22 protein-coding genes are annotated in these 19,461 nt (G+C 70.2%); 16 read left to right on the forward strand and 6 right to left on the reverse strand.

The window, feature by feature from the left end; all coding sequences use genetic code 11:
* Positions 1 to 135: 135 nt before the first annotated feature.
* Positions 136 to 1,347: a serine hydrolase domain-containing protein gene (locus ACOJUJ_RS14250; RefSeq protein WP_420127558.1), complete on the reverse strand. Its 1,212-nt coding sequence runs from the start codon at positions 1,345 to 1,347 to the stop codon at positions 136 to 138.
* Positions 1,348 to 1,543: 196 nt separating this feature from the next.
* Positions 1,544 to 3,115 carry a bifunctional metallophosphatase/5'-nucleotidase gene (locus ACOJUJ_RS14255; protein ID WP_420127559.1) on the reverse strand — a complete coding sequence of 524 codons (1,572 nt, stop codon included), beginning with the start codon at positions 3,113 to 3,115 and terminating at the stop codon, positions 1,544 to 1,546.
* A 211-nt stretch (positions 3,116 to 3,326) separates the two neighbouring features.
* On the opposite strand from ACOJUJ_RS14255, the gene ACOJUJ_RS14260 reads away from it, so the two are divergent.
* From ACOJUJ_RS14260 to ACOJUJ_RS14275, 4 genes are all read left to right on the forward strand, one after another.
* Positions 3,327 to 3,719 carry a hypothetical protein gene (locus tag ACOJUJ_RS14260; RefSeq protein ID WP_420127560.1) on the forward strand — a complete coding sequence of 131 codons (393 nt, stop codon included), beginning with the start codon at positions 3,327 to 3,329 and terminating at the stop codon, positions 3,717 to 3,719.
* Positions 3,716 to 4,483: a hypothetical protein gene (locus ACOJUJ_RS14265; RefSeq protein ID WP_420127561.1), complete on the forward strand. Its 768-nt coding sequence runs from the start codon at positions 3,716 to 3,718 to the stop codon at positions 4,481 to 4,483. Before ACOJUJ_RS14260 ends, ACOJUJ_RS14265 begins: the two co-directional genes overlap by 4 nt.
* Before the next feature lie 126 nt (positions 4,484 to 4,609).
* On the forward strand, positions 4,610 to 4,990 hold the full coding sequence (locus tag ACOJUJ_RS14270) for a hypothetical protein (RefSeq protein WP_420127562.1): 381 nt from the start codon (positions 4,610 to 4,612) through the stop codon (positions 4,988 to 4,990).
* Between the two features lie 28 nt (positions 4,991 to 5,018).
* Positions 5,019 to 5,789, forward strand: a complete 771-nt coding sequence (locus tag ACOJUJ_RS14275; protein WP_420127563.1) for a hypothetical protein — start codon at positions 5,019 to 5,021, stop codon at positions 5,787 to 5,789.
* A gap of 483 nt (positions 5,790 to 6,272) precedes the next feature.
* Here ACOJUJ_RS14275 and ACOJUJ_RS14280 read toward each other — a convergent pair whose 3' ends face one another.
* Both ACOJUJ_RS14280 and ACOJUJ_RS14285 read right to left on the reverse strand, forming a co-directional pair.
* Positions 6,273 to 6,998 (reverse strand): hypothetical protein, encoded by a 726-nt coding sequence (locus tag ACOJUJ_RS14280; protein ID WP_420127564.1) that lies wholly within the window; start codon positions 6,996 to 6,998, stop codon positions 6,273 to 6,275.
* The gene (locus ACOJUJ_RS14285; protein WP_420127565.1) at positions 6,995 to 8,011 is read right to left on the reverse strand and encodes an ABC transporter ATP-binding protein; all 1,017 of its coding nucleotides are present in this window, start codon (positions 8,009 to 8,011) and stop codon (positions 6,995 to 6,997) included. Before ACOJUJ_RS14285 ends, ACOJUJ_RS14280 begins: the two co-directional genes overlap by 4 nt.
* 68 nt (positions 8,012 to 8,079) lie before the next feature.
* Here ACOJUJ_RS14285 and ACOJUJ_RS14290 point away from each other — a divergent pair, with 68 nt between their 5' ends.
* The 12 genes from ACOJUJ_RS14290 (at position 8,080) to ACOJUJ_RS14345 (ending at position 17,594) form a co-directional block, all read left to right on the forward strand.
* Entirely contained in the window at positions 8,080 to 8,922 is an 843-nt protein-coding gene (locus ACOJUJ_RS14290; RefSeq protein ID WP_420127566.1) for a phosphatase PAP2 family protein, read from the forward strand.
* A gap of 648 nt (positions 8,923 to 9,570) precedes the next feature.
* Positions 9,571 to 9,855: a PAS domain-containing protein gene (locus tag ACOJUJ_RS14295; protein WP_420127567.1), complete on the forward strand. Its 285-nt coding sequence runs from the start codon at positions 9,571 to 9,573 to the stop codon at positions 9,853 to 9,855.
* Positions 9,842 to 10,402: a hypothetical protein gene (locus ACOJUJ_RS14300; protein ID WP_420127568.1), complete on the forward strand. Its 561-nt coding sequence runs from the start codon at positions 9,842 to 9,844 to the stop codon at positions 10,400 to 10,402. The genes ACOJUJ_RS14295 and ACOJUJ_RS14300 overlap by 14 nt, the downstream gene beginning before the upstream one ends.
* 182 nt (positions 10,403 to 10,584) lie before the next feature.
* Positions 10,585 to 11,085, forward strand: a complete 501-nt coding sequence (locus ACOJUJ_RS14305; protein WP_420127569.1) for a hypothetical protein — start codon at positions 10,585 to 10,587, stop codon at positions 11,083 to 11,085.
* Between the two features lie 552 nt (positions 11,086 to 11,637).
* The gene (locus ACOJUJ_RS14310) at positions 11,638 to 12,378 is read left to right on the forward strand and encodes an RNA polymerase sigma factor (protein ID WP_420127570.1); all 741 of its coding nucleotides are present in this window, start codon (positions 11,638 to 11,640) and stop codon (positions 12,376 to 12,378) included.
* A gap of 14 nt (positions 12,379 to 12,392) precedes the next feature.
* Positions 12,393 to 13,190, forward strand: a complete 798-nt coding sequence (locus ACOJUJ_RS14315) for a helix-turn-helix domain-containing protein (protein ID WP_420127571.1) — start codon at positions 12,393 to 12,395, stop codon at positions 13,188 to 13,190.
* Positions 13,191 to 13,362: 172 nt separating this feature from the next.
* Positions 13,363 to 14,166, forward strand: coding sequence for a beta-1,3-glucanase family protein (locus ACOJUJ_RS14320; RefSeq protein WP_420127572.1), 804 nt, complete (start codon positions 13,363 to 13,365; stop codon positions 14,164 to 14,166).
* A gap of 96 nt (positions 14,167 to 14,262) precedes the next feature.
* Positions 14,263 to 15,435 carry a beta-1,3-glucanase family protein gene (locus ACOJUJ_RS14325; protein ID WP_420127573.1) on the forward strand — a complete coding sequence of 391 codons (1,173 nt, stop codon included), beginning with the start codon at positions 14,263 to 14,265 and terminating at the stop codon, positions 15,433 to 15,435.
* A 276-nt stretch (positions 15,436 to 15,711) separates the two neighbouring features.
* On the forward strand, positions 15,712 to 16,392 hold the full coding sequence (locus ACOJUJ_RS14330; RefSeq protein WP_420127574.1) for a hypothetical protein: 681 nt from the start codon (positions 15,712 to 15,714) through the stop codon (positions 16,390 to 16,392).
* A gap of 86 nt (positions 16,393 to 16,478) precedes the next feature.
* Positions 16,479 to 16,784, forward strand: coding sequence for a hypothetical protein (locus ACOJUJ_RS14335; protein ID WP_420127575.1), 306 nt, complete (start codon positions 16,479 to 16,481; stop codon positions 16,782 to 16,784).
* 18 nt (positions 16,785 to 16,802) lie between these two features.
* Entirely contained in the window at positions 16,803 to 17,069 is a 267-nt protein-coding gene (locus tag ACOJUJ_RS14340) for a hypothetical protein (RefSeq protein WP_420127576.1), read from the forward strand.
* Positions 17,070 to 17,114: 45 nt separating this feature from the next.
* Positions 17,115 to 17,594: a hypothetical protein gene (locus ACOJUJ_RS14345; RefSeq protein ID WP_420127577.1), complete on the forward strand. Its 480-nt coding sequence runs from the start codon at positions 17,115 to 17,117 to the stop codon at positions 17,592 to 17,594.
* Between the two features lie 312 nt (positions 17,595 to 17,906).
* Here ACOJUJ_RS14345 and ACOJUJ_RS14350 read toward each other — a convergent pair whose 3' ends face one another.
* Both ACOJUJ_RS14350 and ACOJUJ_RS14355 read right to left on the reverse strand, forming a co-directional pair.
* The gene (locus ACOJUJ_RS14350; protein ID WP_420127578.1) at positions 17,907 to 18,233 is read right to left on the reverse strand and encodes a hypothetical protein; all 327 of its coding nucleotides are present in this window, start codon (positions 18,231 to 18,233) and stop codon (positions 17,907 to 17,909) included.
* 6 nt (positions 18,234 to 18,239) lie between these two features.
* Positions 18,240 to 19,400 (reverse strand): homospermidine biosynthesis protein, encoded by a 1,161-nt coding sequence (locus ACOJUJ_RS14355; protein WP_420127579.1) that lies wholly within the window; start codon positions 19,398 to 19,400, stop codon positions 18,240 to 18,242.
* Positions 19,401 to 19,461 lie beyond the last annotated feature (61 nt).

A 19,461-nucleotide genomic window follows, 5' to 3' on the forward strand; every position in this document is an offset into this window, starting at 1 on the left:
ACCTCTGATCTGGACGCTATCTGGATCGACCCGGGCATCAACACCGCGGGCGCCAGGCGCGCCGGGCCGTGGCTGCCGGGAGCGGGTGAAGCCCTGTTCGTGCCGCGCCTCGGCGCGAGACAGGGCTTGCGGCCGTCATAGCCCCGGGCTTGAGCCCGGGGTGGCCGACGCGGTGATGGCGGTCGTGGACGCGGTGGAGGTACTGGCGGCCGCAGACGCGATGCCGGACGCGGACGGGGTCGCGGCCGCGGTCGGAGCCGCGGTGGCGGGTGCCGCGAGACGCGCGGCGGCGCCGGGGACCAGGTATTCGTCCACGATGCGGTGGATGGCGGGCAGGTGGCCGGGCGCGCGCGGGCCGTCGGACTCGGAGATGAAGACGGCCACCAGCTCCAGCTCCGGCACCACGAACACGTACTGCCCGCCGTAGCCCCAGGCAAAGAACGCGCGCCGCCCGCCGGAATCCTTGCTCCACCATCCCAGCCCGTAGCCGTGCCCGTTGTACGGCGACGAGGTGCGCGGCCGCACGCTCTCTTCCACCCACGCCCGCGGCACGATCTGCCGTCCCCCGTACGCACCGCCGTCCAGGTACATCTGCCCAAAGCGCAGCATCTGGCGGGGGGTAAGGTACATGTCGTTGCCGCCAAAGAAGATGCCCTGCGGGTCGCGCTGCCAGGGGCGGATGCGGAATCCCATGGGCTCCGCCAGCTTTTCGTTGGCGTACGCCCAGGTGCTCTTGCCGGTGGCGCGCGTGAGGATGGCGGAAAGCAGGTGCGTGCTGCCGGTGCTGTACAGCATCCGCCCGCCCGGCGCCTCCACCACCGGCTGGTCCAGCGCGGCGCGAACCCAGTCGCGGCTGCTGACCCAGGCGCCGTACTCGTTGAAGCTGGTGGATTCCAGCCCCGACTGCATGGAAAGCAGGTGCCCCACCGTGATGGCGCGCTTGCGCGGATCCACGTCGCCCCGCGCAAAGTAGTCGGGGAAGTAGTCCGAGATGGGCTGGTCGATCCCGCGGATGTGCCCCTCCTGAATGGCGATGCCGATCAGCACCGACAGCACGCTCTTGGACGCGGACTTCACGTTGGTCGCGCGGTCCGCGCCGGCGCCGCCCGTGTAGCGCTCCATCACGATCTCGCCGCGCTGCGAAACCAGGATGCCGCGCAGCCGTGGCAGCTCCGCCGCGCGTTCCAGCGCCTGCGCCAGCAGCACGGTATCCGCCGACGACACGCGCGGCGCGGCGGCCGTCGTGGCGGCGGGCGGCGGAGTGGCATCCGCCTTGGCGCCGGTGTCACGCGCGGCGTCGCATCCCGCGAGCAGCAGAAGGAGGAGTGCGGTCGATCGAACCATCATGCGGCGCGTGGATCCAGGCGAACGGCAACGGCTTTCGGCGGGTGATACACTCGCGTGGCGGGCCGGTGCGGCGCTTCATCATCTTCTCATCGAACGAAGAAGATAAAGCCTCACACAGAGTCAACAGAGTTTAATCGTCGCGCAGAACAGACTCGGTTGACCCTGTTAACTCTGTGTGAGGCATGCCGTTGCCGTGTCAGCGCATCGGCTGCCAGCGGCCCACGGCGGGCGCGCGGACCGGTTGCGGAACCGACTGCAGATAGGCGATGACGGCGTCCAGGTCCACCAGCTCCGTGCGCGTGGTGCGCCCCCGCGTAAAGCTGGTGTAGCGGTCGCCGCCGGTGGCGATGAACTCGGAGAGGCCCACCGTCACCAGGTCGTCCGCATCCACCACCCGCCCGTCGTCCAGGCGAACCTCCCGCACCCGCTGCCCGGCGGGCGCGGCGGGATCGTAGCGGACTGTCAGCCCCGAGAGGTGCGCGTCGGGGCGGTCGCCGCTGACGGCGTTCTCCAGCGCCTCCTTGAGCTGCGCGCCGGTGACCTCTACGCGGACCAGCGCGTTGGCGAATGGCTGCAGCTCGTACAGCACGCCCCAGCTCACGGGGCCCCCGGGGAGCGCGCGGCGCACCGAGCCGTTGTTCACCAGCGACGCCTGCGCGCCCGTCTGCACGCGCAGGGCGTCGGCGATCAGGTTGCCCAGCGGGTACTCCGTTCCTTCGCGCTCCATGGGCTGGGCCAGGGTGGCGATCACGCGCTCGGTGATGGGGCGCACGTTGCGCTCCCACTCCGCCACCACGCGCGCCACCTGCGTGTCGGGCGTCACCTCGTCGGCGAACGGCACGCGCACCTCGCGGCTCAACACGGTGGCTCGCCCGGCGCCGGCCTGCAGGTCGGTGACGCTGTACGCCAGGGAGTACGACGACGCCTCCACGATGGGGATGGAATCCTCGGCCGTGAGCACGCGGCGGTGCGTGTGGCCGCCCACCATCAGGTCCACCGGCTCCGCCAGCTCGTCGGCGATCTCCAGGATTTCCCCCCGGCAGCCGGTGGACGCCTCCGCGGGCGCGGTGCCGGACTGCTCGCAGCTGGCGCCCACGTGCGCGGTGACGACCACGAAGTCCGCCCCGGCCGCGCGCGCCTCTCGCGCCGCCTGGTCGATGGCTGGCGCCTCGGCGCCGAACTCCAGCCCCGCCGTGCGGCCCACCAGCACGATCTCGGGCGTGGTGCGCAGCGCGATGCCGATGATGGCGGTGCGCACGCCGCCGCGCTCGATCATCACCCACGGCCGCACCCATTCCGGGTGCCGCCGCGTGCCTTCCACAAACACGTTTGCCGCCAACCAGGGAAAGCGGCTCTCGCGCACGCGGGCCACCAGCGTGTCCTGCCCCCAGTCGAACTCGTGGTTGCCCAGCGCGGCCGCGTCGTACCCGGCGGCGTTGTGCGCGGCGATGGTGGCGCGCCCCCAGCTAAGATTGCTGATGGCCGTCCCCTGCATGTCGTCGCCGGCGGAGAGGACGATGGTGGGCCCGCCAAAGCGCGCCGCCGCGCTGTCGAAGTGCGCCGCCAGCACCGCCGAGCCCCCCGCGGCGCGCCCGCCCACCTGCTGCGGCAGCAGGCGCCCGTGAAAGTCGTTGGTGTGCACGATGCGCACGCGCTTGGGGCCGTTGGACTCCGGCGCCGGGCCGGACGCCGGCGGGGCGGGGGCGCACGCGGCGGCCAGGCCGCAGGCCAGCAGCGCAGGCAGGGGAAAACGGTGGCGTCGGCTCATCTGATATCCAGGGAAGCAGGGCGGCGGGGGTGCCGCGGCACGGAGTTGCCTTGCGTGAAAGCGGGGCGCAAGCGCCGCGCCCGGGCGCGGATCATGCAAGTAATTTCTCCAAGCGAGCGCACCGGGTGGAAACAAAAGGCTTGCGTTTCCCGACCTGCCTGAGCACCTTCTCACGACTGCGGTTCCTTTGTTCATTTCACCGGAGGCGTTGATGATCGACACCGGAGGGTCAAACCTGCCGCCGCTGCTCCCGCCCTCCCCCGCCCGCGAGTGCCGCAGCGCGGGCGGATACGAAGCATGCTTCTATCCGGGATTCGTACGGCGGCTGTCGGTTCAGGAAGACGGGTCGGAAACGCTCATCTACGAACAGAAGGGCGTGTTCGTGCTGCCGCCGGGGCAGTTGCTCCCCTGGCCCAGCAACACCCTGGAGCTTCGCGGCAACGGCCGTGACATCGCCATGCAGCTGTACGATCCCCTTCACGAGATCGAGCGCGTGGAGATCGTCCTGAAGCCGCGCGTCGTGGGCGGCAATCCGGAGCGGGTGGTCGTGGAGGATGGGCCGGTGCTGTGCCCGCCCCTGTGCCCGGGTTCCGGCGGAATATGAAGCCGTACGTCCAGCAGCTTTTTTCCAGCGCGCTTCTGCTGGTTTTTGGCGTGCTGGCGCTGCTGGTGTGGCGCCGCTTTGGCCCCGTGCGCCGGGATCGGCCGGCGCTGGCCTGGTCGCTGACCGCCACCAGCTTTCTGGTGGTGGGCGTTTATTCCACGCTGCAGTCGCTCCTTTCCGCTCTTGGTGCATTCATCGGGCTGGAGTCGCCGCTGTACCAGTTCGTCACGCAGTGGTCGCCCGCGGCCAACCTGGGGCGTGGCGTGGTGAGCGTGGTGTTCGCCGCGATGCTGCTGGTGCTGATGGTGTCGAGGCGGCGGTGGGGTGCCCGGATGGCGGCCGCGGCGCCGCTCGTCCTGACCGCCACGGCGGTGCTTTCCACCCTGGTTCTGCACCAGGTGCCGTACACCGGCGCCTCGGCCCTTCTCACCGGGATGGCGCTGGTGGCGGCCCTGACGGCCATCGTGCTGATGGGGGCGCTGTTCGCGGCCGTGCACCGCGACGGGCTGGACCAGGTGCTCTGGCTGGCGCTGGCGGCGTACACGCTCAAGGAAACGATGACCGTAAGCATCATGGCGGTCATGGCTGCCTGGACCATGACGTATGCCCGCACCTACTTTTCGGTGCTGTACTGGGTGGGGATCGTCATCGGCCTGTGCATGGTTGGCTTTGCCGCGCGAAGGCTGCAGCTGTCAGCGGGGGGACGGCGCGTGCCCCCGGCGTTCGAGGCGGTGCACTCCATGCGACGGCCCGTCCACGGCTGAGCGGTGCTCATGTAGCAGTAAGCAGCAGTTGGACTTGCCGGATCGCGCACGATGGTGCACTTTGTTGGCCGTGCAGTCCCCCTCCTGTGTTCCCACCCCGCCGCATTCAAAACGACCAGAGGAAGCATGAACAACAACCACAAGACCGTTACCGCCGATTCCGAGTACGACGTTACGTTCCATCCCGGCTTCGCCAGCGAGTGCACCATCACCCGCAAGGGCGAAAAGGCCGGCCGGCAGCTTTACAAGCAGACGGAGCAGCACAACTGCGGCTCGGAGGGGCACCCCAAGAAGCACGTGATCAAGCTCAAGGGAAAGAACGGGAAGAAGCGCGACATCACCATCACCATCGACGATCCCGAGCACAGTGTGCACAGCCTGTCGCTGGAGCTGTACGACGAGTCGCGCGATCCCGCGCGGAAAGCGACCTTCAACCCCGGCACCACCGAAACCTTTACGGTGATGAACTCGGCCGACACCTGCCCGCCGTACTGCGACGACGAGTAAGGCTCACGCCGGCACCCGCCCCCTATCCATGCTGACCCTCGTCCTTCAGAACGTCTCGACGCTGCTGATCGCGGTGTGCGCCATCGCGTCGCTGCTGGTGTATGGCGCCGCCAGGGCGCAGGCGCCGGTGGAGCATCGCGGGATGTGGCTGCTGACCGGAACGGCACTGGGTACGCTCGCCCTGGTCAAGGGGATACACGGCGCGCTGGGCATCTGGGCGTACGCGGCGGGTCCCAAAACGGCGATCTGGGCGAACTACATGGCCTGGACGCCGGCGTTCAACCACAGCAGGACGCTCCTGCTGCTGGCGTACTGCATCATCCTGGCGCACTTTTCGGTTCGCCCGGTACCGTTCAGCCGGCGGTACTACCGCGGCGCCCTGGCGGCGATGGCGGTAGCGTTTCTGATGGGGGCGGGGCTTGGCGCAATGGAGCCGCGGTACACGGCGCTTACCCATTTTACGGCCGTGGCCCAGTGGGACGTGGTCGAGCTGCTTGTTCTGCTGGGAACCCTGATGGCTGCACTGCTGGGCGGCCGGATGGACCGGGTGCTCTGGTCGCTGCTCTGCGTCTACGCGATGAGCCTGGCCTTCAACGTGTTGTGGTTCGCCGCCTCGTCGCGCGCCGACATCGCGGGGCAGTGGGTGCCGCGGCCGTGGGTGCTGCAGGCCGTGCGCACCGCGCTGTACGCGGGGATGGCGCTGCTGGCGCTGTACCGGCTTCGGCAGGCTCGCGGCGGCCGCTCCGTCCCTCCGCTGGCGCCGGGCAGCGGCGGATACCGCACCAGCCTCAGCGGCTGACGAGGCGCACGTCCTTGCCTGCGAGCGACGGGGCTCCCGCCAGGGAGCCCCGTCGCGTTTTCCATCTGCCCGCTTCTGCCGGCTCCTTCGCATTTGGGCAACGGCGGAGGTCCGGCTCCCGCTCACCCTGGGGCGTGGAGTGGGCGGATGGTCTTCCCGATCGCGCATCAGGGGGTGCGATCGGCCTGTTTCCATGCGCTCCGGACACCATCCACCGCTCCTCATCCCTCGCTGCCTGCAGCGCCCGCGCGGAGATGGCGGGAATGGTGTTCCTCCAGAAAACGCGGATGGCCCCCTGCCGCATTCCATCTGCTGCCCGTTTCCGACACCTCTACAAAGGAGCCTGCCTCGTCGACAGCCCTTCCCGCACCCGACACCTGGGACTTCAGCTTCACCACGCGCCCGGAGGAGACAGCACGAGAAAACTCTGTTGACTCTGTTAACTCTGTGTGAGGCCTGTTCTTTTGCGGATCCGGATGACGATCAGGGCCAGTCGCGCAGGCGGAGCAGAAGCCCCGCCATCAGCAGCCAGAACACGCCGTAGCCGGCCGTGAACGCGCTGGCGCCCCACACAATCTCGCCGCGGAGCAGGCCGTCGAACACGTCGTTCAGGGCCAGCTGCGGGGGGAGCAGGATGGAAACGGCGTCGTTCAGCACCGGCGGCAGGGGCTGCACGCCCAGCGAGATGGCGTACAGCCAGAAGTAGTTGAAGAGAAACAGCACCAGCGCCACCCACGCATCCCCCCGCGTCAGCGCCACGGAGAGAAAGGCGATCATCCCTCCGTACGCGAACGCGGCCAGAAACGCCAGGTACAGCCCGCTCCATCCCCCCTCGAACTGCCCCCACGCCGCCACCTGCCCCACCACCAGGAACACCGTGGCCGCCGCCATCGCCATCAGCAGCCCCAATCCCCAGCGCAGTCCGTAAAAGGCAAGCGGGCGCGTGGGCTGGGAAAAGTACAGGCGGTAGTAGCCCTGCCGCCGGTCGTTGGAGACAAAGCCGCCCAGCAGCACCAGCATCGACAGCCCGGCCAGGTTCGCCAGGCTGGCCGCGATCCCCATGTACCCCAGGTTGAGCGCGAACTCCTCCGACGCGGCGGCCTCCTCCGCGTGGGTGTGAAAGCCGGGCTCCAGGAAGTAAAAGGCGACGCACAGCAGCGCCACCAACGCCAGGCGCGGCAGCATTCCGCGCAGCAGGATGGGGATCATGCGCCCTCCTCCGGCTCCGCCGCGTCCACGGATACGGCGCCTTCGCCGACCGCATCGAGGGCGGCGGCGATCCGCGCGGCGCCTTGCGTGCGCCGGGCCAGGCCGTGCTGGTAGCGTTCACGCAGGGTGCCGGCCTCCGGCGTCACCGCGCGCACGATGGCGCCGGCGCCGATCAGCGTTCCCAGCCGCCGCGTCAGGTCGCGCGCGCCGCCGGCCTCCACGCGGAAGGCGTGCGCCGCACCGGCGACCGGGAGCGCGCCGGGAAAGGCCTCGGCTACGCGGCGGGCGCAGTCCGCACCCTCCACCTCCAGCCGGTACGCGGGGCGTGGGCCTCCGCCGCCGCGCAGGTCCACCACCTCGCGCACCTTGCCCTCGGAAAGGATGATGGCCTGGTCCGCCACGCGCTCCACCTCGTCCAGGTCGTGCGAGGCGTAGATCAGGACGCGCTCGGGGTCCGCGCGGCGCCACTCGGCCAGCATCTCGCGCACGCGCGCCACCCACTCCGGGTCCAGCCCGTCCGTCCCCTCGTCCATCACCATCACCTTGCGGTCGCCCAGCAGCGCCTGCGCAATGGCCAGGCGCTGCAGGTTGCCCTTGCTGAGCGCGGCCACGCGGCGCCCGGCCAGCTCCGTCAGCCCCAGCTTTCGCGTCACCCGCTCGATCCGGTCCGCCGGACGCTCCACCTCGCCCAGGGCGGCGAACGCCTGCAGCGCGCCGCGCACCGTCCACACGGGGGGAAGGGCCACGCGGTCCGGGACGTACGCCACGCCGCGCCGCTCGGCGTAGTCGCGCGGAAGCATGCCGCCCACCTGCACCCCGCCCGCCGTGGGCGACAGGTAGCCCAGCAGCAGGCGGATGATGGTGCTTTTGCCCGCGCCGTTGGGGCCGACCAGGCCCACGGCGGCGCCCGGCGGGACGTGCAGCGTCACCCCGTCCAGGGCGCGCACCCGCTCCCCCCGCAGGCGCGCCAGCGGGCCGCCAAATTCCTTGACCACCTTCTCTAGCCGGATCATGGCGGGAGCGTACCGCCCGCACCCGTGGGAACGCAAGTGCGGCATGGAGCGTGCGCGGGCCGTGCGGCATGAGACCGCGGACCCAGCCTCCCGTCTACGACCGGCGCACGCTCCCCCGCAAAGGGCCGCAGCGTCCGCTGTACGACCTGCTCTACCGGCTGCTGCGGTGGATCGGATCGCACGTGCAGGGCTTTTACCGGGCGGTGGGCGTGTTCCTGATCATCGGCCTGGCCGTGGTGCTGCTGGCGGCGGTGGGGTTCGCCACGCTGGCGGAGCGGGTGATGGCCGGCGACACGCTGCACATGGACGAGTCCATCCTGCGGCTGATGGAGCGGATGGGCTCGCCGTTCATGGACAACATCGCGCTGGAGGTGACGGCGCTGGGCGCCCGCGTCGTCGTCTGGATGGTGGTGCTGATCGCCAGCGTCTTTCTATGGTCCAGCCGGCACCACTACTCCGCGGCACTGCTGTGGGTGTCCATGCTGGGCGCGGGGTTCGTGAACGCGGCGCTCAAGGTGTCGTTCAACCGCCCGCGGCCGGACGTGTTTCCCTGGCGGACCACACACGTGGGGCTGGCGTCGTTCCCGTCCGGCCACGCAATGACGTCGGTGGTGGTCTACGGCACGCTGGCGTTTCTGATCGCCCGTCTGGCGCCCACGCCGCTGCTCAAACGGCTCACCTGGCTGCTGGCGATCCTCGTCATCCTGCTGATCGGCTGGTCGCGGCTGTACCTGGGCGTGCACTACCCGTCCGACGTGCTGGCGGGGTTCGTCATGGGCGCGGCGTGGGCGGTGATCTGCGGGCTGGGGATCGAGGCCGTGCGCTACTTTCGCACCCGCCGGCCCATGGTGGCGGTGGAGGAAAAAGACCTGGACACCAAGGGACCCGTCGCGCCGCCCAATCCCGCCTGAGCGGTTTCGCTACACTCGATCCGAGCGTTGATTTCCTGAGGGGGCGCCACCCCGAACCTGAACTTTCACAACCGCTTGCGCGCGACCGAAGGATCTCGTCTGCCCCACGCAGGGCTGGAATCCGGGCGTGGAATCAAACCCCACGCTTGTGCCGGCGAGATTCCTTCGGTCGGCGCCAATCCCCATCGCCCGAGCAGGTTCTGCGCGGCGTCTCCCCAGGAAATCAACGCTTGGGGCGGCTTCGTAACATCTTGATACCAGTTCTCGCGGTTCGTTGTGCAATCAGAGGAACGACGGAAAAGCATCACGCGGAGGCGCGGAGGAACTGATGAGGCGCGGAGGCGTTTTTTGGCGTTCCCTCCGCGCCTCTTCTGTTTCCTCCACGCCTCCGCGTGAAAATCGCTCCCCTCACTGCACATCGAAATCCGGCAGATGGTATGACGCGTCCCGCGAGGCGCACCTGGGCGGAACGGACGTTTTCTCCGGCACGGCCCGAGTCGGACGGAAAAGGGCGCGTTGTATCCCGCCGCATATTCGTTTACCTTCCGTAACTCCGCGAACAGTCCGCCCCCTCCGGAACGGCACCCGCGCGTTCTTCCCTTCACCGGCGATGCACGTCCCACCGCCGGGTGCACTACCCATATGACCATGCACGACTCCACGCCGGCGGCGGGCATCCACCTGCCCCACGTCTCCATTGCGCCCGCGCCGGCCGCGGGGGTAGACGGTGCGCTGGCGGATGCGCTGTTCACGCAGTCGCCGCTCAGCACGGTGATCTACGACCCCGCGGGGCGCCTGCTGGCGGTGAACCCCGCGTTCGAGCGGCTGTGGGGCTGTGACCTGGCCCGCGGCATGGGCGGCGACCTGGTCGCGGCGAGCACCGTGGGTACCGGCTCGGTCTTCACCCTCCTCGTCCCCCGTGCGCAGCCGTAGCGTGCGCGCGCTGCCGCGGATCGCGCTGATGGGCCTCGCCTTTGCCGCCGGCTGCGTGCACCGCCGCCCGGTCGTCGCGCCGCTGCCGGCGTGCGCCCCGGCACCCGCTTCCACGGCGGGGTGGGAGACGAGGAACGGCGTGCTCTTCACGTTCCGGGTCCCGCCCGGCCTGCGCTACGCCCGCGTTACGGGGATCGATTCGGGGATCGATACCTACACCGGCCGCGCCGTGCGCATAAGCCACGAAGAGGGACCGTACGCCGGCCCCGCCCCGGGCGGGTCATCCGACGCCCGCAACTACTCCGAATGCACCACGACAATTGGCGGCGCCGAGGCGCACGTGGCATCGTGGAACACGCCGCGTGGCGGCCTGGTGCTGCACGCGGCGTGGCGGCGGATCGCGCCCGCCGGGCCGATGGGCGACACGAACCTGGCCATTTCCATCCGGACGCGCGCGTCGGACCCGCACAGCCAGGCCGTCGCCCACGCCATCCTCCACAGCGTGCGGTTCCGCTCGCCCCCACCGTGGGCGCCGGGCTGGCGGTAAGCGCCATGGATGGCACCGGCCGATGGCGTTGGGTCGCGATCTGATGCGGCGGCGGGACCGTCCGCCTGCGGGAGCACATGGATGTTTCGCTGATCCCGGGTATTGCGCGACGATAAGCAGGACAGCAATCCTCTACCCGCCTGCACGTCCAGCCATCTACCCCCAGCCCGGATTCCCTGCCGATGCCATCGATCCTCCGCGCCACCTCGGCCCTCGCGTTTCTGGTTCTGGCCGCCTCCTGCGCGGCGAACGTCAACGTACAGCGGGACCGGGACCCCGAGGCGGAGGCGCGCGCATTCATGGAAAGCTATGCGCAGGACCTGCGCGCCGGCGCACGCGAAGCGATCATCGCGCGCTACGATCCGCGCGGTTCGTACCGGGTGGGCAATGGCCACAAGTCGTTCGAGCCGCTGGATTCCACCCGCGCCATGTACATGAGCCGGTGGGAAGCGCCCGCCGTGTTCGAGTGGCGCGACCTGTCGTACGAGGTGCTGAGCGACGACGCGGTGATGGTGGTAGGGCGCTTCGAGTGGACCGACGCGCAGGGAAAGATGCTGCCCATCTCGTACACCGGCCTGCTGCTGCGCCAGGACGGCCAGTGGCGCATTCGCCTGGAGGACGAGTCCATATCTCCGGCGGCTGTCCGCGACCAGCTGTGCGCCACGGCGCCGGCGCCCGGCTGAGGAAGCAGGCTCGCGCGGAGGCGCACGGGCGCGGAGAGGATGGGTTCTCTCCGCGCCTTTGGCATCCTTTTCAACCGGATGGCGCTCGACGCATCGAGCGCCATCCGCGTACAGTCCCTGTTTGCCTGTCGGTGAGAATGCCGGACGCAAGGCCGCGCGTGGAGACGTGAAGGATTTACGCGCGGGATTCGCATCGATCAGCAAACATTCGGGGAGGCGGAGCGCCCACCCGCGGTGCCCACACGGTTCGGCGGCGCACCGCGCGCCTCGTCGGTGCCGGCAGCGGGGCCCCGAGCCGGCCGGTACCGATCCGGGACTTCCGCCGATCCAGGTGAGCCAGACCTGATCGGTTCCATTCAACAGCCAGAGGGCCCCCGTCATCACGGACGGGGGCCCTCTGCGCATTCATGCTCCCGCGGTCGTATGCGGGGGGGACGGTGCCGCGTTTCCGTTGTCTGAGTGAATGGATGAATCGGCGCAAACGGTGTGCACAAGTACGGTAGCAGAGCAGCGGCGTCGGCTCATCCGCGGAAACGTTCATGTGCCAAGACAATGTGCGCCGAATCCCGCCCCGCACCCGCGTGCACGCACCTGCCGTGCGCGTTCCGATGGGAAGGCAGTTTCCTGGCCGATCTGGCCCGTGCCGCCGCCCGGGGCGAAGCCCCTGCTCTCAACCAGCTTCTGCGCGCCGTGCAGGACCCGGTACACCACTATCTGTGCGGCCGGCTGGCGGCGGCGGGGGACTGCGACGACCAGGCCCGCGACCTGGGGCAGGAGGTTCTGCTGCGCGCCGCCGCCGCGCTGCCGCGCAGCCGTTTCGCCGACGACCGCCGGCTGATGGCCTGGATGCTCACCATCGCCCGGCGCGTGCTGATCGATCACGTGCGGGCGGAGCGCGCGCGGCGAGCGGTGGTGGCCCCCGGCGACGTGAGCGCACTGGACGGCCGCGTGGCGCTGGACCACTGGCGCACCCCCATGGCGGGCCGCGCCCGCGGTGATTCGCTGGCGGCCGTGGTGGCCGCGGCCCTGCGCGCGCTGCCGGAGCCCACGCGCGAGCTGCTGCGCCTGCGGGTGCAGCTGCGATACACCTGGAAGGAGGTGGCGCTCGCCCTGGACACCACGCAGGCTGGGGCCAAGCGCCGCTACCAGCGCGCCCAGGCGTCGCTGCGTGCCCGGGTGCGCGTGGAGGTGGGCGCCCTGCCGCCGCGCGAGCGGGCGCGGCTCCCCGCCTGGGCCGCCGCGCTCGCGGCCCCCACCCCGGGCGGCACCCCCACCGACGATGACCTTAGCTGATCCCGGTACCGTTCATGGCAGACGTCCTTGTGCTTTCCTGCTCTCCCGCCGCCTTCGACCGCCTGCGCGGCGCCATCCGCATGACGGCGGCGGGCGGCGTTCCCCACGCGCTGCGCACCGCCGCGGGGTGGGCGGAGCTGTTTGAACTGGCCGCGCGCACGCCGGCGGGGCTCGCCTTTGTCGACCCCTACGTGGGTGGCCGGCTGGCCGAGCCCGAGATCCGGTGCCTGCGCGAGCGCCACCCGCGCCTGGAGGTGGTGGCGTACGCGGACTTCACCGGCCGCGCGGCGAACGACCCGTTCACGCTGGCGCTGCTGGGCGTGCGCGCCGTGGTGTCGCTGGGGGCCGGGGACGAGCCCGCCGCGCTGGCGGCCTCGCTGGACCAGCACCTGAACGCGGGAGTGCTGGACGGGGTGCTGGCGCGCATCGCCCAGGGCGCGCCGCCGCACGTGCGGCCGTGGCTTTCGCGGGCGCTGCGGTCACCCACCACGCCCGCCACCGCCGCGGAGCTGGCGTCGCTGGCCCGCTGCAGCCCGCGGACGCTTCGCCGTACCCTGCGCGCGGCGGGGCTGCCCCCGGCGGAGCAGCTGCTGGCCTGGCGGCGCCTGCTGCACGCCGCCGCGCTGCTGGAAGATCCGCGGCGCAGTGTGGAAAGCGTGGCGCGGTCGCTGGCGTTCTCCAGCCCCTCGGCGCTGCGCAGGAGCCTGCGCACGCTCACCGGGCTGCGCCGCGCGGAGCTGGTGGCCGGCGGCGGGGTGCGCCTGCTGGCGGAGCTGCTGCTGGCCCGCTGCGGCCGCCCCGCGACGGAATAAGAACGTGAATGGCCGGTGCGGCCCCCCTGGTGGCCGCGCGCGGCCGGGCGGTGTGCGCGTGGGCGGCGCACCCTGTGGAGGGGAGCGGCGCCGCTCCCTTCTTCGCCGCCCGGATCCGCCATTCCCGGCCTCGCGCCGCGGCGGCGTTCACCTCCCCTCCAGGACCGAATCCATGTTCACCATCACCATCAACGTGCCCCAGGACGTGCTGAAGGACGGCGGCCCGGTGCAGGCGGCCATGTACGGACGGCTGCTGGCGCCGTACACCCCCACGGCCGGTGCCTCGGCCGGTACCGCGCTTCCCGTGGGCCAGTGGGTCTGCTTTACCGGCCAGGACTACGCGGCGGCGTCGGGTACGGTACCCCCGTTCGCCACGTACACGGCCGCGGGAGCGCAGACGCTGAACCTGCCGGACGTGGCCATCCAGGCCGCCCACGTCGTATTCGGCATCGGCACCCTGCCGGCCATCCCGGTCATCGGCGGGCAGCCGCAGGAGCCCAGCCCGCTCTCCACGCCGGGGATCTATGACTTCGTGGAACTGACCTACGGCGTGGACGGCGTGCTGTACCTGAACACCACGATGATCGACCAGTTCGGCATCCCCATCCAGATCCAGGTGCAGCCGGCCGAGGCGGCGCTTCCGGCCGGCGCGGGGGTGACGATGCCCCGCGCGCAGGTGCTGGGCACGTTCGCGGGGTACGTGGCCGGCAACGGGTTCCTGCAATGCGCGCAGGACCCGTTTGGAAAGCCGCTTGCCACGCGCATCCTTTCCCCCGCCAACGCACTGGTGGCCAACGCGCCCCAGGGGGTGGTGGCCGGCGCGTTCGACGGCCCGCCCTCTACCCTGGCGGCGGGAACGTACTACTACGTGGTCACCGCGCTGGACGGCACCGGGGCCGGGGCGGCCGAAAGCTACGCGCAGGCCACCGTGGCCCGCGCCACGGTGACGGCCGGGCAGGCGGTGCAGGTGGCCTAGGCGCCCAACGACGACCAGCCGGCCGGAACGGCGAGCTAGAAGGTCTACCGCGGCACCCCGTCGGGAGGATCGACGGCGTGGGGACTGCTGGGAAGCGTGCAGGCAAGCGCGCTGACGGGCGGGGGGGCGCTCACCGACACCGGCCAGGCCTCCACCACCGCCACCCCGCCGCTCAACCCGCTGGCCACCTGGTTCGACGCGCCGATCCAGGCGTTCTTTGCCCGCTACACGGCGCCGCAGCCGCCGCTTTCGCTCACCGCCACCGACGGCACCTCCGACGGGTACGTGTACGCCTTCCAGGGCACCACCACCACCGACGCATCGGGCCTCCCGTGCCTGCAGCTGGTGCTGAGCGCGGTCACGCAGGCGGGGGTGGCCGTCGCGCAGCCTCCCATCGCGGTGGGAACGCCGTTCAACGTGTACTCCCCGTACTGGAACACCAACACGTACGACGACGGCAATCCCGCGCCCCCGGCGTGGGCGCCGTATCCGCAGGTGCCGGCGTCGATGATGGTGCTGGCGGCGGAGGGGGTGTTCGCCGACGGCGCACAGCAGGCGGCATCCAACCTGCCCCCGGGCGTGCCGGCGACGAGCGCGGCCCGGTACGGCACGCTGCTGGGCTCGCTGGAAAACCAGATCGTGGCGGCCCTGGTCCGCGGCATCGCCACCTCCACCCTCGCCCCGGAAAACTGGGGAAACGGGACGGCGCCGGTGCAGCTGTCCCCCACCCTGGTTACGGGAACGAGCACGCTGGCGGCCGGCACCCCGTACTTTTACGTGGTGACGGCGGTAAACGGAGGCGGCGAAACGGTGGGAAGCCTGGAGTTCTCCGCCACACCCACGGCCGCCGATCCGTGCGTGCAGGTGAACTGGCTGCCGATGTCGACCGCGCAGGCCCAGTCGTTCAACGTGTACCGCGGCACGGCGTCGCGGGGGGAGAACGTGCTGCTGGCATCCGTCCCCAACACGGACGGAGTCTGCGCGTACGTGGACGGCGGCGGCGCGGGCACGCCCCAGAGCCCGCCCTCGTACTTTCCCGCGGACGTCCCGTCCAACGCGTACGACGCCTTCTTTCACCAGCCCGCGGTCAGCGTGAACGGCGTGGCCTACGCCAGCCCCTACGACGACCAGGGCGGCCAGTCGTCCACCCTGTCGGTGGCAAACCCGACTTTGGTGTCCATCACGCTGGGTCCCTGGGCGACGGCGGGGACGGATGAAGGCGGCGCGCACACGGCGGCAAAGCCGGGGACGCGGCACGCGCGCGGCTAGCGCCCGTTCCCGGAGTGCATACGGCCCCGCCACGCGGTGTTCACCGCGTGGCGGGGCCGTCCGCGTTCAACGGGCACGGCGGCGGGGAGGCCGCCGGGGAACGCAGCCGGCCGAAGGGCTGTCCCTTTCAGCCCCTCGCGTGGCCGGTCGGGGCCCGGTAGCCCAGGCGGCCCGAACGCACATTGGGGATGGGAACGGCGCCGTTCCCGTTCGCAGCGCACCGGCCCGGCCACCTCCGCGCCCGGCCACAACCCCACAGACCCGAGGAGCAGGACAATGGCATCGGCATACAGCGTGAACCTGGCCCTGACCGGCGAGACGGTGGCCACCCTGCAGGAGTACGGCTTCAGCCTGTACGGCTTCAGGGTGGTGGCGGGCTCGCCCGGCGCCAAGCCGGTGGTCTGGTTTCAGACCAGCCAGTTCGAGCTTACCAACACCATCTCGTGGACGGAGCAGTACGAGGCGTACACGTCGCGCAGCAGCCTCATCCCGCAGGGCCAGATCGACACGGCGGCATCGTACGCGGCAGACCTGGGTGAGGTGCTGCAGGTGAACAATCCCATGGGCATCGGCGAGGTGAGCGAGGTGGGCGGCACGGCTGGCGCCATCTGCATCGTCAACCTCACGTCCAACCGCTTTACCTGCGGCATCTCGCAGACCCGTCCCGACGGCTCGTCCGGCCCCATCTGCGCGTTCCCGCTGCTGGGCAACAACATGGACGAGATCATCCCCATCGAGAAGGTGTTCCTGATGTTCTCGTCGATCCCCCTGAACACCGGGGTCGTGCTGGAGCAGGGGTACGGGCCGGGGATCCTGATCGACCTCACGGGCGTCGGCAGCCGGTCGGTGACGTACGACGCGGACGGCGGCTGGGCCTGGGCCGACCAGGCGGACTGGGCGAAGTCGTATCCGCCCAACCAGAACCTGGTGCCCCTGCTGGTGCAGCCCTCGGCGTGACGTACGGGGCGCCTTTCCGGCCGGAAAGGCGCCCTCTCCCCGTCCGCGCATCCATCCTCCCCATCCTTTTCATCGGTACCACGGCCATGGCGACCTTCTACCTGAACCACCTGGGACGCAACGTGATCTCGATGGCCGGCCGCGCGGGCCTGGTCGTACGGAACGTGAGCGGCCGGCGGGCGGCGGTGTACGTGGACGTAAAGTGCGGGTCCACCTGGACCCCGTGGAGCGGCCGCGTGACGCTGGAGCCCGACGAGGCGTGGAGCAGGACGTGCGGGGAGGTGCCCGGCGAGCTGCTGCTGGTGGTCGCGCTTGCCGTGGCAGACGGACGGAATGGGGACGACGGAGGGCGCGCGGACAACGGACGGAACGTTGTCGAGGTGGAGTACTGAGGCTGAGGCGCCCACGTCATGTTTACCCTGCAGCTGGGCAACGGCGAGCGCCGCGTGCTGGACCTGCGCGCCACGCGCCGGCTGGCGGTGACCAACGTGAGCCACGCGCCCATCCGGATCTGCGTGATGGGACGCGCCGAAGGGGGCTGGGTGCCCGTGAGCGGCGACGTGTGGCTGCCGCCGCGCAGGCGGTGGTGGCGCTGCAGGGACGAGATCGGACATCACAACGCGACGGTGGAGGCGCACGGCAGCCCCGGCGTCCCCCTGGCACGCGTGACCTTTTAACGCCGCGCCGCTCCAGCGCGCGGCTCTGATTCAAGGGGATCGAACATGCTCATCGTTTGCACCACGGACCGCACCATCGTCCGCACGGCCCAGGACGCGCGGTCGGGCGCTCCGGCCTGGGGACAGCTGGTGGTGGTGGACCCGGAACTCTCGCAGGAGGGAGCCACCGACGTGATCGAGGCGGCGCTGGGCGCGCTGGGGGCGGCAGACCCCCTCTGCTTCTCGGCCCATGGCAACAACGAGGAGATCGGTGACGAAGACGATCACTGGACCTGGACGTACCGGCAGATCGGCGAGCTGCTGGCGCGGCAGGCGCCGCGGTACGCGGGCAAAATCCTCATCCACGCCTGTGCCAGCCAGATCGTGAACTTTTCCAGCAACCTGGCGGTGACGCTCGAGCGTCAGGGGGTGCTGGCGGGTACGTGGATCTACGGGTACAACCGCGCGCTGCCGGCGGACGCGCCGTTCCCCCGCCCCGACCAGCTGGACCGGCAGGTAGACCTTCAGGGGACGCGCGTGAGCTGAGACGCCGCGCGCGGAGGGGTGGGGCGGGGTAGCGATCGATGCGGGGGCGTGCGGCCCGCGGGCCAGAGCGCCGCCGCCTTTTCGCATGCGCGCCGGGGACCGTTTCTCACGGTTCGTCGTGCATTCGGCGAATCCGGGTGAACCCCGACTGCACCTCCAGAACCGGAGATTTCAACCGCATCCGCCAACTCACGCCGTATTCCCCAACTGCAGGTTCTCACGCAGACGGAGCACAGGAAGCAGATTTCCTACATGCAAGTTCTCTGCTTCCTCCGCTTCCTCTGCGTGCCCAATCTTTTTGCGGCTTCGGTCTCACACGGGGTCAACAGAGTCAACGGTAACGATCAAAGCCGTTGACCCCGTGTGAGACGAGTCTTTTCCATAATCCGGGATCGGGTGCACAATGAACAGCGGGATTCGTAGGAGGTTCCGACGCGCGGCCTGTTCTACCCGCCAACCCTCGTGCCACGCGCAACACCTCGCATGTATCGCCGGAACCGGCACGCCCCGCACGGCCGCCAGCGCGTCGATCTGCGCGTCCGTCAGGGGCGGCGGCAGCTCCAGGCGCTCGGCCTCGCCGTCCTCATCCACCCACGCGCGGCCGTCCAGCGACCGGAGCAGCCCGGCGACCCGGGTCATCGCCGGCTACCGGTCGCGGTCCAGCATGCCGCCTTCGTGCACGGCGTGGTCGCGGGCGCTCTCCTGGCTGCTCTCGTTGCGCTCGGACTTTTCGTACTCGTCGCGGATGCGCTGCATCATGGCCTCGCGGCGGTCGTACAGGCGCTTGGGGGTGCGCGGCGCGTGGTTGTCGAAGGCGTACGCCGTAAGGATGGGCAGCGCGACGGTGGAGTCCAGGTAGCACACCACGGCGTCGGGCAGCCGGTCCGGGTCGATCTTTCCCCAGCTCACCGCCTCGGCGGGCGTGGCGCCGGACAGGCCGCCGGTGTCGGGACGGGCGTCGGTCACCTGCAGAAAGTAGTCGTGGCCGCGCTCGTCGATCCCCATCACCTCCTGGATCTGCGGCTCCGTCTGCAGGGCGAAGTTCTTGGGCGATCCGCCGCCCAGGATCCAGATGGCGCTCTTGCCGCCGCTGCGCTTGGCCTCGAGGACGATGGACGCGGTTTCGTTGACGTCGGCGTTCACGTCGAACATCAGCTTGTTTCCCTGCAGCGCCTTGGCCGCCACGTTCATCCCGATGGACGAGTCGCCGGGGGACGAGGTGTAGATGGGCACCGCGTGCTCGTACGCGGCCGCCAGCAGCGACTTGCGGCCGATGCCCAGCTCCTGCTCGCGGGCAGAGACGTACTTGCCGCACAGGTAGTGGAACTCCGCCGACGACATGGGCTTCTGAAACTCGTCGGCCGTGATGATCTGGCGGAAGAACGCGTCCGTATCCAGCAGCACGGAGTAGTCGAAGAAGATGTCGTAGATGCGGACGACCTCTTCTTCGCGCAGCACGGTGTCGCTGATCTGCGCGCTTCCCTGCCGCAGCTCCAGCCCGATGCCGAAGTGCGTGTCGTGGTACAGGTTGGCGCCCGTGCTGATGATCCAGTCCACAAATCCGGCTTCGATGAGCGGGATGACGGAGCTCATCCCCAGCCCCGCCGGCGTGAGCGCGCCCGTCATCGTCATCCCGACGGTCACGTCCTCGTCCAGCATCTTCCTGGTGAGAAGGTGACACGCCTCCCGCAGCCGCGCCGCGTTGTACGCCTGGAACGTACCGTCCACCAGGTCGGTGACGGAAAGCCCGGCGGCGATCTTCCTGGGCTCGATGCGCTTTCCGCTGAGAAACTTGCTTCGCGACATCCGCTGCGTCCGGGTTGAAAGTACGAAAGTACGAAAAGTACGAGAGTACGTTGGTACGGAA

This window comes from Longimicrobium sp. (assembly GCF_048594345.1).
Taxonomy (GTDB): Bacteria; Gemmatimonadota; Gemmatimonadetes; order Longimicrobiales; family Longimicrobiaceae; genus Longimicrobium.